Origin of the sequence: Vibrio sp. T20 (assembly GCF_007858795.1) — a bacterium.
GTDB lineage: Bacteria > Pseudomonadota > Gammaproteobacteria > Enterobacterales > Vibrionaceae > Vibrio > Vibrio satsumensis.
Genome location: NZ_VFEB01000087.1, coordinates 184303 through 198034 on the forward strand (window position 1 = coordinate 184303; position 13732 = coordinate 198034).

7 protein-coding genes and 1 pseudogene are annotated in these 13732 nt (G+C 43.2%); 3 read left to right on the top strand and 5 right to left on the bottom strand.

Annotated elements, in window-relative coordinates; translation table 11 throughout:
- Positions 1–72: 72 nt before the first annotated feature.
- Positions 73–477: pseudogene (locus FTW16_RS09215) on the bottom strand (Lrp/AsnC family transcriptional regulator); the annotation flags it as partial.
- Between the two features lie 409 nt (positions 478–886).
- Here FTW16_RS09215 and FTW16_RS09220 point away from each other — a divergent pair.
- Positions 887–1204 (top strand): hypothetical protein, encoded by a 318-nt coding sequence (locus tag FTW16_RS09220; RefSeq protein ID WP_146490796.1) that lies wholly within the window; start codon positions 887–889, stop codon positions 1202–1204.
- A gap of 55 nt (positions 1205–1259) precedes the next feature.
- Complete coding sequence (locus tag FTW16_RS09225; RefSeq protein ID WP_146490797.1) at positions 1260–4016, top strand: immune inhibitor A domain-containing protein; 2757 nt, start codon at positions 1260–1262, stop codon at positions 4014–4016.
- 238 nt (positions 4017–4254) lie between these two features.
- Here FTW16_RS09225 and FTW16_RS09230 read toward each other — a convergent pair whose 3' ends face one another.
- On the bottom strand, positions 4255–5430 hold the full coding sequence (locus tag FTW16_RS09230) for an MFS transporter (protein WP_146490798.1): 1176 nt from the start codon (positions 5428–5430) through the stop codon (positions 4255–4257).
- Positions 5431–5712: 282 nt separating this feature from the next.
- On the opposite strand from FTW16_RS09230, the gene FTW16_RS09235 reads away from it, so the two are divergent.
- Positions 5713–6603, top strand: coding sequence for a LysR family transcriptional regulator (locus tag FTW16_RS09235; RefSeq protein ID WP_146490883.1), 891 nt, complete (start codon positions 5713–5715; stop codon positions 6601–6603).
- Between the two features lie 94 nt (positions 6604–6697).
- Here FTW16_RS09235 and FTW16_RS09240 read toward each other — a convergent pair whose 3' ends face one another.
- From FTW16_RS09240 to FTW16_RS09250, 3 genes are all read right to left on the bottom strand, one after another.
- Positions 6698–11671, bottom strand: coding sequence for an ATP-binding protein (locus FTW16_RS09240; protein ID WP_146490799.1), 4974 nt, complete (start codon positions 11669–11671; stop codon positions 6698–6700).
- A complete protein-coding gene (locus FTW16_RS09245; RefSeq protein WP_146490800.1) occupies positions 11664–12689 on the bottom strand; it encodes an HD-GYP domain-containing protein in 1026 nt (341 codons plus the stop codon). The genes FTW16_RS09240 and FTW16_RS09245 overlap by 8 nt, the downstream gene beginning before the upstream one ends.
- A 267-nt stretch (positions 12690–12956) precedes the next feature.
- Entirely contained in the window at positions 12957–13721 is a 765-nt protein-coding gene (locus FTW16_RS09250; protein ID WP_102513311.1) for an ABC transporter ATP-binding protein, read from the bottom strand.
- Positions 13722–13732 lie beyond the last annotated feature (11 nt).

Here is a 13732-nt window from a genome sequence, read left to right on the forward strand (position 1 = left end):
CTGCTATTTATACAAACAATAGCTAAGTACCTCACAAAGCTAATAACTTCACATATCTTCTCAAGCTAACAGTCACGACTCATCTAAGTTTACTGCAGTGGTAAACTTCACGGTTCTCATTGAGACAGATGTATGGAATTTACGAATATTCAGATCTTTGCGCAGTACTCGCTCCACAAAGTCTTCGTAGGCTTGAATGTCTCTGACCGTCACAATCAACATGAAGTCAAAGCTGCCTGATATCTGATAGCACTGCGTGACCTCTTCTGCCTTTGAAATAGAATGGCGAAAGATTTGGTAAATATCCCCTCGGTCACGCTCCATTTCCACGGATACAACCAAAGTCATCTTACTGCCAGTCAGTTCTGGGGTGATGATAGATACATCACCAACTATCACGCCCTCTTCTCTCAGCCGTTTCACTCGCTTTAAGCAAGCAGGCGGTGACAACCCGACCAACTCTGCTATTGTTAAATTTCACGCCCTTGAAACACTGAAAACCATTCTCAGCACCCTAATTATTGATATTTCGAGTGAAAATAATTTGAGACTGGATATTTACTAAACACTCAATTATTACATGAATTTTTTTAACACCGACAATAAAACATTCATTTGATTAATTATAACCCCACGCCTTACATAAAGCGCTCTGAAGTATAATAACCATTTACCCAATACTGATATTAAATATTAATACTATCAGCTATTAATGCACCCAACCTTACTAAATAACTAACAATAATATAAATAACAATCCTTATTTGATATTAACTCTTAATGTTGAAACCGGAACGGATAATTATTTGTAATGATTATTAGTTTGATTAGTTAATTTTATAAATATATTTTGTTGCATAATCAAAACTGATGGCTTGATATAAAAATGTCACATAAAACAATGGCTTTAATGGTTTTATCTTTTTCCTCACTGTCACAGGCTTCCACCTTTGAGAATGATGAACTGTTACTCAAGTCATTGATTGAAAGAGGCGTAATCTGTCCTGGCTTAACCTATGAAGACAATCAAAAAGCTTTGCGTATCTATCTCAACGCTAAAAAAGTAAAGAGCACTCAGTTTGATTCAAAAAATATAAAAGAGACAACCAATACAAAAGAAATAGAAAATACGAAAGATACAGCAAACACACGTCAGTTAAATAAGACACCACAAGAGTGTATTAGGCCAGACTCGGACAGCTGATTCGAATAAGGCAGTTGATACTGATATCGACATGGAAATATAAAAAGGAAATATAATGAAAATGATGAGAAAAACATTGTTGGCTTCAGCAATGCTTACTCTATTTAGCGTCAGTAGTTATGCAAAAACACCTATTGATTTAGGCGTTGTTAATGAAGACAAACTTATCGAAATGCTAGTTAGACAAGGCTTAGTCGATCAAGATGCAACCGATGCTGCAAAACACGATGCTCTTGACCGTTACTTGAAAAATAAGATCAATTCCGGTTTTAAAGGCGATGCTCAATTCGGTAAAAAAGCACTAGAACAACGAGCGAAAATACTCAAAGCCATCGAAAAAGGGTCTGGCGTTAAAAAAGCGAGTGTCTTCGCTTTGGAAGTCGGCACCAAGCGTACAGATAAAGTACTCGCTCTATTGGTCGATTTCCCTGATTTAAACTGGGATGACAACAAGCTGACCGAAGAGCACACCCAAATGCTCTACGAGAGCTACAACCCAGAACATTATCAAGAGTTGCTGTTTTCAAACTCTGGCTACACAGGGCCAAACGGCGAAAACCTAATCTCGATGCGTCAGTATTACCAAAGCGAATCGGGTGACAGTTACAGCGTTGCAGGTCAAGCGGCTGGTTGGTATCGCGCCTCTAAGCCTGCGTCATTCTATGGTGGTAATTCCCCGACGACCGACAACGATCTCAACGCACAAGAACTGGTTCGCGAAGCGCTGAATCAATTGGCTCAAGATCCTAGTATCAACCTAGCCGATTACGATATCGAAGATCGTTACGATTACGACGGTGACGGAAACTTCCGTGAACCGGATGGTGTGATTGATCACCTAATGGTGTTCCACGCATCTGTTGGCGAAGAAGCCGGTGGTGGCGTATTAGGCCCAGATGCTATCTGGTCTCACCGATTCAACCTTGGTCGCACACATGTACTTGAAGGCACCTCTAGCTCTCTTCCTGACCGCTTTGGTGGCCAATACGCAGCATTTGATTACACCATTCAACCGATTGACGCGGCAGCGGGTGTCTGTGCTCACGAGTATGGCCATGATTTAGGTCTGCCAGACGAATACGACACACAATACACAGGCAAGGGTGAACCAGTATCTTACTGGTCAATCATGTCCTCAGGCAGCTGGGCTGGTCAAATCGGTGGCACACAACCAACAGCATTCAGCTCTTGGGCAAAACACTTCTTACAAAAATCGATTGGCGGTCGTTGGATTAACGATGATCAAATCTCGATTGATGACCTAGAAGACAACCCACAGGTTTATACGCTGTTCCAAACCACGGATAACAGCCGTCCGAACATGATTAAAGTGGATCTTCCTGAAAAACAGATCGAAGGTTTAAAACCGTTTGCTGGTGAGTATTCGTTCCACTCTCAAAAAGGCGATGACCTGAAAAACAGCATGACACGTAAGTTGGTGATTCCAGCCGGTGATTCTGCACTGCTTTCGTTCAAAACTTGGTATGAGATTGAGAAAGATTACGACTTTGCGCGCGTGCTAATCAACGGGCAAGCAATAGCTGGCAACATCACCTCAATAGATGACCCATACAATACTGGCCTCGTTCCTGCTATTGGCGGTGAGTCTGGCGGTTGGATTGATGCTGAGTTTGACGTTTCACAATGGACAGGCCAAGAAGTAGAGCTTTCGTTTGAGTACATCACAGATGGTGGCTTGGCGATGGAAGGTTTCTATCTGGATAACCTTACTGTGGTTGTCGATGGTGAAGTGACTGAGATAGACGATGGTGAAAACAACTCCACCTTCGCCCTTAATGGCTACAAACTGAGTAATGGATTCCATCAAGCTCAGCACTACTACCTACTGCAATGGCGCAGCCACATGGACGTTGATGAAGGCCTAGCTAACATCAAACGCATGGGTCAATTGATGTCATTCGATCCGGGTCTGATCATTTGGTATGTAGACGAATCTCTTACCGATAACTGGGTTGGCAAGCACCCAGGTGAAGGTTGGTTAGGTGTTGTAGACGCAGACCAAAACGCCATGGTATGGGAAAACTCAGGCGAAATTGCTCAAACACGCTACCAAGTTCGAGATGCTGCGTTCTCACTCAAAGATCATACCCCAATGCGTCTTGTGAACAGCGACAATGATGTACTTGAAGATACCAGTTTGCTTGGTAACGCTAGCTTCTCTGACGACCAAGACTACACGTCTCCTCAAGCGCCTGATTCAGGACGTATCCTGACGCAGTTTGGCTTAGCCGTTGATATTTTGAATCAGAGTAACGACAACGAATACGGTGTGGTGCGCTTATCTAAAGTAAGCCAACACAACGTCGCCCCTACTGCGAACTTCGAGCTCAATGTTACTGGCCTGAACGTTTCTTCACGTAACTTCAGTTCTGATCAAGATGGTGAGATCATCAGTTATCTATGGGACTTTGGTAACGGCACAACAAGCAACGAAGTGGCACCTACTTGGTCTTACGAGCAAGCCGGTGAATACACGGTTAGCTTGACCGTTGTTGACGACAAAGGTGCCACTGGTTCATTCAGTTCTGTAGTGAGTGTTGCATCTCCAAACGCCCTACCGGAAGCAAGCGCGAAGTACATCCACTTGGGACGCTGGGTAACCATGTGGTCAACAAGTTCAGACAGTGATGGTCGTATTGTTGATACCGAGTGGACGCTTCCAAATGGAAAAGTAAAACGAGGTCGCACATTCACTTCTATCTTCCCTTCATACGGAAAACACGAGGTGACCTTGAAGATAATCGATGACCAAGGCGGGATTACGACGAAGACCATTATGGTCGACCTGTAAGTTGCTCCAACCTCAAGTCATTGAAACAAGTACGTCGCCAATAACGTGCGTACTGATAAACCAAGCTTAAGTACTGTTGTCATAGGATATAAGCCAAGACAGCAGTTTTAAGAAAACGTTATTATTTAAGCCGTAAGCAAAAGCCCTACCGACATGGTAGGGCTTTTTATTTGTCTGTATTCCAAGGAATCGTAATTTGCTCGCAGCAATAGATTTACTGATTCACACTCGATACTCGTTATACAGGCTGCTTTTGAATACGTGATTTACGTGCGCTGAACGCGAACAGTAAGATAACCGCTAACACGAATGGTAATACGTAGATATTTAGGTTCTGCCACCCTGCGGTCGATTCTAGCCAACCAGAAAGCAATGCCGTAACGGTGACACAACCAAACACAACGAATTCATTAAATGCTTGCGCCTTAGCTTTATTTTGAGGCTGGTAAGACTGGCTAAACAACCCTGTTGCAGCGATGAACATAAAGTTCCAACCTACTCCAAGTACCACCAACGCCGCCCTAAAGTGCCAAATTGATACGCCATGGATATTGATGGCAATGCTCACCACAAATAACACACCACCCGCAAGGATCATCATTCTTGAGCCGAACTTCTCGATGAGGGAACCCGTAAAGAAAGCAGGTACAAACATACCCAACACGTGCCACTCAATGACACCAGCAGCCTTAGTAAAATCGAATCCGCAACCAATCATCGCCAATGGCGTTGCAGTCATCAAAATGTTCATTACGGCGTAAGCAACCATGGCCGCAAACACAGCACCAATAAAGTTCGGCGCTTTAACGATCACACTTAAAGGATCGGCTTTGGGAGCCTGACGATTAAAAGAGACCTTAGGAAACTGAATTGTTTGTAACAAGGCTAAAGCTAAGATGTTCAAGCCGATCAGCGAAGCAAAAGCACCGATGTACAAGCCATCTTCTGACCATTGTTGAGACATGATCGCTAAGTTAGGCCCGAGTACCGCCGCCAATACTCCACCAGCCATTGATATTGAAATCGCACGGTGTCGCGCGTTTTCGTCGCACACTTCAATTGCAGCGAAGCGATAAAGCGTACCAAAACCTATACCTATCCCGAGCAAAAATGTGGCGAAGCAAAACAGATAGAAATGTTGCTGAGATAACGCGTAAGTAGCAAGGCTTGCTCCGGTAATACCCACAACATTACCGATACTAAATCCTCGCTTTCTCCCTAACTTGCCTGAAATTAAAGATGCAGGAATGGTGGCTGCCATTAAGCCCAAAAACTGTAAGGCAACAGGCAGAGTAATCATGCTGACACTGGGTGCAATCTGCTTGCCTATCAAGCCAATCACCGAGATCAGTAATATATTCCCTGTCATCAATAAGGCCTGACACAGTGAGAGCAGCCAAACATTTCTATTCATCTTCGTTCCTAAATATGAGCACAGTGGGTCACTAGACCAAAAATCCAACAGAGTCGCAACACTTTGTTACGTGTGATGAATTCAAGTAAATGGCCATTCTCTTGATAACTCGAACAATATTCCACCAAAGATACCGTGTTCTTCTCGGCTTGACGTTCTGAACGTTGAAATTATCATGACTTAAGATAATAATAATTTTTTGTTATTCATAAGCTTTGTTGTTCATGAGCTTTGCTACTTAGAAGCTCTTTGATTTATGAGCTACGGAATTTAAAGGTGAGTATGATTAATCCACTTTGGCTCAATACATTTAAGACTCTGGTTGAAGTTGGACATTTCACCCAAACCGCAGAAAAGTTGTACATGACACAACCAGGAGTGAGCCAGCACATCAAGAAGCTTGAACAAGCTTGCAATTGTGACCTGCTATCTCGGGAAAATAAAAGCTTCGAGCTGACCGAACAGGGTCGGATTATGTATCGCTATGCGCTCAAGCTAGAAAAAGACCAAGAAGATTTATTCGAATCTCTGAGTTTTGATAATCCTTATGCTGGACAATGTCACCTGTCTTGCTCTGGTTCACTCTCTTTACGTCTGTACCCCAAGCTTCTTGAACTTCAGCAGCAACACCAAGATCTGAGCATTAACTTAGAAGCGGCTCCAAACAAAAAGATATTGAATGACCTGATCCAAGGCACCACCGATATCGGCATTGTTAGGCACTCCCCAAACGACAGTTACTATCAGAGCCAAGTCATTGGTAAAGAAGCACTCTGCCTCATCGTTCACAGCAGTCTGGCTCACTTAGAGATAACACCACAAGTACTGCACGACATTGGCCTTATTGCGCATCCAGATTCTGCTCACTACCTGTCTTTGTATTTCGATCTGTGTGGAGACAAGGATCTCGCGAACATCAACGTTAATGAAATACCAAGATCTGGCTACATCAATCAGCTTCACCAGATCTTGCTGCCAGTATCGAAAGGGCTTGGGTTTACGGTTTTACCTGCGGGCGCTGTAGAGCATTTTCCAGAACGCGATAAGTTGTATGTTGTCCCGCCAAAAGTGGAAGTTGAAGAAACACTGTATTTGGTTCAGAAGCGGAACCGAAAACTACCACACAGATACAACACAGTGATCGAGCTAATCAAACAAAACGTCAGTAATTAGTTCGGTACAAATAGACTTAAAGCCTTTAGCTAGTTGGTTATTTCGCTGTAAGAGCTAAAGGCTTTAATGTTGAAGTGATATTTATAAAAGACCGCTACTCAGAAGCGCCAAGCCCCTCTTTAGCTCCTTCAAAGTCGTAATTATCTAACGCACTTCGAACATCTTTAAGAACAACAGAGTGCGGGTACTGTGCCTGTAACTCAGTCACATATTGAGTTGCATCGTTATCATAAGCCTCGAGCAGTGATAACAATTTAGTGCGCTGCTCTTGCGTGATAAGAGGTGAATCTAATGCTTCATCACTACTTAGCTCGGTTTCCTGAGTACATGCCGCATCAGCGTCTTCAGCGCAAGGCATATCAAAGCTGCTCTTGAGCTCTTTAATCAGCTCAACTAGCTCAAGTTCACCTTGTTTAAGATCCTGCTCATTACACGCCTTATTATGAGCCTTGTGTTCTAAATCACTGAGTCGTTCAGCTAATCGTAATCCACCAATCGAAGCAGCCATACTTTTTAAAGTATGAAGATTACGCTCTAACGTTTCCCAATCGCCTTGTACTAAGTTATCTGAAGCTTCCGACATCGTATCTGGCGCGCCTTGGCAGAACCTATTAAGCATCTTGGCTTGCAGTCTCACATCATGATAAGTCAGTTGCTCAAATCTCGACTGAGAGAAAATAGGTGGCTCAATTGAGGCATCAGAGCTTAATACCGCACTCTCATTAGAATCAACAGTCTGTTTCGTATGTGAAGACGAGTCAGATGGCGCTCGACCTTCTACTAGCACCTCAGGAACAATGTACCTCGTAATCAAAGACATCGCTTTATCAATAACAATTGGCTTATCCAAGAAGTCGGTTACACCCGCTTTCCTCGCTCGTTGTTTCGCATCGGCAAACACATTGGCCGACATTGCAACAATCGGTACATCTGTATCAAACTCGCGAATCAAACGGGTTGCTTCAAAGCCATCCATAATCGGCATTTGAAGATCCATAAAGATTATCTCGTAGTCGTTATTTTGAGCTAATTCCAGCGCTTCCTTTCCGTTTTCAGCAAGATCCGCATTCAATTTAGAACGACTGAAAAATGCTAAGGCTAGATCTTGGTTCAGCTCATTGTCTTCAACCAATAGTACTCTTTGCCCTTTGAACTCAACCTGATAATCCAACTGCAGCTCTTGGGCTTTAAAGTCGGCTAACTCATCCGCGCTTACTCGTGGCAATGTCAGCACAAATGAGAACTCACTGCCCTGCCCGTAAACACTCTCCACAGTAATTTGACTGCCCATCGCGTGCACTAATTTCTGGCTAATGTTAAGCCCAAGCCCCGTACCACCAAACCGACGGGTCGTTGTGCTATCCGCTTGGCTAAAGGCTTCAAACAGCTTATGCAGATTCTCATCCGAGATGCCTATCCCGGTATCCATCACACTCACCTTCATGGTTAGGCTGTTATCGTTAGACTCGACAAGGTCCACCGTTAATACCACGCTGCCTTTTTCGGTAAACTTAATCGCGTTACCAACAAGGTTAAGAATGACTTGGAACAACCTCAATGGGTCACCTCGCAACGACGAGTCTAACTCCGGATCTATAACCATCGACAAATTGAGTTGCTTCTCAGCCGCTTTCGACTCCATCAGCTCAATCACATCATTAAAGGTCGTCACGGGGTCAAACGGGATGTTATCAATAACAAGTTGCCCTGCTTCTATCTTAGAGAAATCAAGGATGTCATTGATTATGCTGAGTAACGAATGACCTGAACGATGCACTTTTTCGATATAATTTCGAGCGACAGGATTAGATATTTCGCCAATAGCCAGATAAGACAAGCCAATAATGGCATTCATTGGTGTTCTTATCTCATGGCTCATATTGGCTAGGAACTCAGATTTAGCTTGGCTCGCCAAATCGGCTCTCTTTTTCTCTTCTTCCAATTGTTCGTTAAGGTGCTTCATCTCAGAGATATCGAATGCCCAGAATAGCGTGGCTACTTCACCATCCAACTCAAACAAATAGTAACTGACTAACGCAACAAAGCGAGTACCATCAGACTTCCTAAGTACCAACTCTCTGTTTTCAACCTTACCATTGAGGCTAAGCTCATTATGTATTGCGTCACGGACATCTAAAGAGTCGTGAATAGAAACGACATCGATAGAGGACAGTTCTCGATCTTCAACCCCAAATAAGCGCTTCGCAGTGTCGTTTGCATAACGAGCCTTCTCCTCAAGTACAACAGCAGCGGCAATTGGAGAGCTATTCAACATATTGTAAAGTTGCTCCTGAGCTTTCTTAAGCGCCTCTGTTGCATCATTGGCGATGCTGATCTGCTTAGCGAGCTTTCGATTCCAAAAAACAATAAGTAACACAATGATCAAAGAAAAAGCCGAGATGGTGTAAACCAACTCGTAATCAACTCTTTCTATTGCCTTTGGTGCCGCCCACTTTGCGGAGATTTTCTGATGGTCTTCAGCAGAAATACCCTCAATCGCTTTATTTACAATAGTAAAAAGCAAAGGTTGAGACTTGGTGACATGTAAAGTTGGTGAGAGGAAAAAATCGAGTCGACCGATAATTCCAATCTCTCGGTGACCAAATGAGTCAATGAGATAGTTGAGGACATCGACCGTATCGATCATGCCATCTAAGGTTTTATTATCTAATCTGTTGAGCCCGTCTTCCGTAGAATCTACCTTTACCCATTCAACTTTCGGGTACTTATCTAAAATCGCGTTAGTATTTGCCGCATTCTTCAAGATGCCGATTTTCCAACCATCAGCTTCTTCAAGTACCAAGCTACTAACGTCTCTTCTCGATGCAATGGCCAAACGACTTGAAAACAAGCTTTTAGCTGCTTTGACGTTATCCCCTAACGAGCGATTTTCTTGAGCAGCAGAGACCAGATCCACCTCATGATGATCAACCAAGCTTCGAGTCTCAGACCAACTTTCAACGTTTACATGGTTAATACTTAACCCTGTTTTTTGCTCAATAAGCGTTAAATAATCGTCAATCATCCCGATATACTCTCCGGTATTTGATACCGCCTCATAAGGGAGAGAGTTTGGATCGATACCTATCCTCACATCTGGGTTATCTTTGATCCATTGTCTTTCTTTTGGGCTTAAATTTAAAATCTCGCCAATTAAATTGTTTGCTTGATACACATCTGCGATATAGCGTTTGGCCGATTCACCAAACGAATCAAACTGCTCGACCGCAGGAAAATAAACGTGGTTTCGTTCTAGTGATTTAGTATCAAAATAGAAAGTCATCGAACCAGAGTTGGTACTCCCTCCCTTGGTTCTATAATTCGCCACCTTGGTGACTGATGAAAAGTGAGAGGTATTTTTCTTCTCTCCATATTCATCAACTAGGTTGCCTATGTACCAAGATTTGATCGGGCGACTATTGTTATCCGCTTGTGCGGTGATCACCTGAAAAGAACTGTCCGTGTCGAAAATTTCAAACACTTCCATCAACTCTTCAAAGCGGTCATTGACGATAAAATACGCAGATATTTGCGCGATAATATTCGCTTTTTTAAGGACTTGGCTTAAATCACTCTGCACCTGCATCTCGATAATTTGGTTTAAGCCGTCATCCGCCTGCTTAAGCCTTTTAATCGCGGCATTGAAACTATCTCTGATTTCTTCACTCTTAAAGTCAACATAGATCGGATACTCAATCTTATAATCGTCATGTAACGTTAGCTCTGCCATTTCGATAAAACGAGTATTGGTGATAAACCATTCCAGTACTCTGCGTTCAACCATTAACAGGTCAACATTTTGAGCCCTAAGCTGTGAGAATGCCGATTCAAGATCTTCGTAGTCTTCGACACGATCAATGTCTAACTTGCCCTTCAATACTTCAACAGAGTTTTTAATTGGGGAGGTCTCGTCAAACAGTAGCGCCCCCAATGACAACTCTTTTTGGGATTGGAGGTTAAGTTTGCGTCGAGCGAGTGAAACAGGAACAAACTCAACATTAAGAACGTTATCACTTAAAAAGTGCACATTAGGATCATCAAACTGAACACCAGAAACAAAGGCTATAGAATTATTGTTATCGATGGCCTTTCTAGCGGCGCTAGGAGGAAGAGTGACAACGTCACCTAGCTTATATCCCATATCATTAAGTGCACGCTGAAGAATGTCGTGTTCTAGCCCGACTGCGGTGCTGTCTGGGTACATATACGGAGGGTTACCAAAGCCGAATACGCCCTTTAATGGCACTCGATAAGGAGAACTGTCTAACCACTTTGATAGAATCTGGTTCTTATTGTCCACATCGAAGGTTTCAATCTGCTTGTTTATTAGCGTCAGCAGCTCTGTTTCATCGGTTCGGACCACCATTGATGCTTCTAACCTTTTCCAGTGCTCCAGAACATAATTGACCGCTAAATCATGAACACCAATTTTTTTTGCCAGATCCATGGTGGTGATTGGCTCACCTACAATGCCTTCAACATCGCCTTCCCCTAAAGCTCGTACCGCATCAATAACATTTTCAAAGTCGACTCTCTCAACAGAGCTCAACCTCACTCCTGCGCGCTCCAAATCAATGTTTTCATTAACCATGGCAATACGACGCTTATGATTTTGATCTAAGTTAGTATCAATCTTATTGTCAATAGGAACAATCACAGCAACCTGATAAGGAATATACGGTTCACTCGCAAGAAACCGTCCACCTTCACTAGGGTCAAATTGCTGAAATGGGAAGATATCTCCTCGCCCATCTAACAAGGCTTCTTTCGCCTCAACACGAGATCCCACGCTGATAAATCGAGCATGAACACCAAACCTATTCTCAAGGTCTAATGCCCAATCTTTTATGATCCCAGACACTTGTCCGTCATCATCAATAAAGGAATATGGGTAATGGTCGGTAAGGGTAATAAAAGTTACGGTTGGCTTATCTGCTAACCACTGGTTTAGTTGGGCGTCCGTCGCTTCATCAGCATGAGCACTACGAATAAGCAGTTGCCACACAAATAGCACGAGCACAAGAGAAACAACAAAACGATATAGCGACGACATTAAGCGCTCACTCATCTTTAAACTTCTCTTTGATACTTAATATTTGAGGTAGGTTTTCAAACAGTAAATCGACAATTCTAGGGTCAAAGTGTTTGCCTTTTTGCTCTTCAAACAAAGCGAGCGCTTCATCGACACTCCACGCTTTTTTATAAGGACGCTCTGCCGTCAGTGCATCAAATACATCAGCCACCGCAGCAATTCTTCCTACTAAAGGAATTTCTTCACCCGCGATCTGGTTTGGATAACCACTGCCATCCCATTTTTCATGATGATACTGCGCGACTTGAATAGCCATTCGCATCAACTTGGAATCGCTCTGTCTTCCAAGGATCTCAACACCATACTCGACATGCTTCTGCATGATGGTCCATTCGTCGACGTCCAATTTACCAGGCTTGAGTAACACACTATCTGGAATACCAATCTTGCCAATATCATGCATTGGAGCCGCGTCACGCAGGGTTTCAGCGTCTTCGTCTGTCATGCCTAACGCCTTGGCTAATATTTCGCAATAATGGCTCATACGCATTACATGCATGCCGGTTTCATTATCTTTAAATTCAGCCGCCCTACCCAATATGTTAAGGGTCTCTAGCTTACCCAGATTGATCTCTTGAGTTTTCTCTTTCACCTGACTAAACAACGCACGTTGCTGGTCATAAAGAGCAATATGGGTTTTTACACGTTGTAGTGCAATTTCAGGTGTAATTGGCTTCGTTAAATAATCAACAGCACCTAAGGACAAGCCTTTCACTTCAGCTTCAGGGCCAATCTTCGCGGTAACGAATATGATCGGTATATGTGCCGTATTTGGCTGAGCTTTCAGCTGACGACATACCTCGTAACCATCAATGTCAGGCATCATGATATCTAGGAGGATGAGATCTGGCTGAGGAACCATCTTAGCTATTTTGATACCGATGGTGCCATTAATCGCGACCTTTACTTGATAAGTATCTTTGAGTATTGCAGTTAACACGTCCAAGTTGCTCGGGGTGTCATCCACGACTAACACTATAGGCTTACGACTCATTGATACCTCATATAAAAATCAAACAGTTATAATCATAGTGTAGATGGCTTTTCGTACCTCTCAACATGAAAAAGACAAATGTTTGTTAAAAATGAAGGGTAGATCTTCGAGTGACATCAAACTAACGGTGAGTTGATATGCATGTCAGAAACTCGTCGTACAAACTTTATACAATTCATCGAGTAACTCACCTTAGTGTTCATTTTGGTCGCTAGATGGATGTCCATATCGGCATTCGAAACTAGAACAATCTATCGACTCAGCAACCTAACGACCAGAATAATACATACAGATTCGAACACCATCGAACTCACGAATCTCAAATGGGATTTCGTAGATCGATTCCATCACTGATTTTTCAACAACCTCCGAAACCTTACCCGACTTAACCACTTGGCCTTTTTTCATCGCAACAATGTTATCTGAATAGCAAGAAGCGAAGTTGATGTCGTGAATCACGATCACTACCGCTTTATTAAACTCATGCGCTAAACGACGCAGCGTCTGCATGATCTCCACAGAGTGTTTAATATCTAGGTTGTTTAGTGGCTCGTCTAAGAACACATAGTCGGTATCTTGTGCCACAACCATCGCGATAAACGCCATTTGACGCTGACCGCCACTGAGCTCATCTAAGTATTTGTTTTGAATATCGGTAATACCAAGGTGCTCTAACGCCGTATCAACGACTTTATGATCTTCGTCTTTCAAGCGACCTTGGGAATGCGGAAAACGACCAAAACAAACCAACTCACGAATCGTAAAGCGCATATTGATGTTGTTTGATTGTCTTAAGACGGCAAGGTGCTTCGCTAGTTCTTTGGTATCCCATTCAGCCAGTAACTTATCGCCAATAACGACCTCGCCCGCATCACTTTCGGTTAAGCGACTCGCCATAGAAAGCAGCGTACTTTTACCCGCACCATTTGGGCCAATGATAGAAGTCACTTCCCCTTTCGGGAACATGGCACTGGCATCATCCACTACAAGTGTCTTGCCATACTTCTTACTCAAACCTGTTAATTTAATCACTACTTACTACC

Coding starts and splice junctions, on each gene's coding strand:
- FTW16_RS09220 (WP_146490796.1), top strand. CDS start 887: ATGTCACATAAAACAATGGCTTTAATGGTTTTATCTTTTTCCTCACTG.
- FTW16_RS09225 (WP_146490797.1), top strand. CDS start 1,260: ATGAAAATGATGAGAAAAACATTGTTGGCTTCAGCAATGCTTACTCTA.
- FTW16_RS09230 (WP_146490798.1), bottom strand. CDS start 5,430: ATGAATAGAAATGTTTGGCTGCTCTCACTGTGTCAGGCCTTATTGATG.
- FTW16_RS09235 (WP_146490883.1), top strand. CDS start 5,713: ATGATTAATCCACTTTGGCTCAATACATTTAAGACTCTGGTTGAAGTT.
- FTW16_RS09240 (WP_146490799.1), bottom strand. CDS start 11,671: ATGAGTGAGCGCTTAATGTCGTCGCTATATCGTTTTGTTGTTTCTCTT.
- FTW16_RS09245 (WP_146490800.1), bottom strand. CDS start 12,689: ATGAGTCGTAAGCCTATAGTGTTAGTCGTGGATGACACCCCGAGCAAC.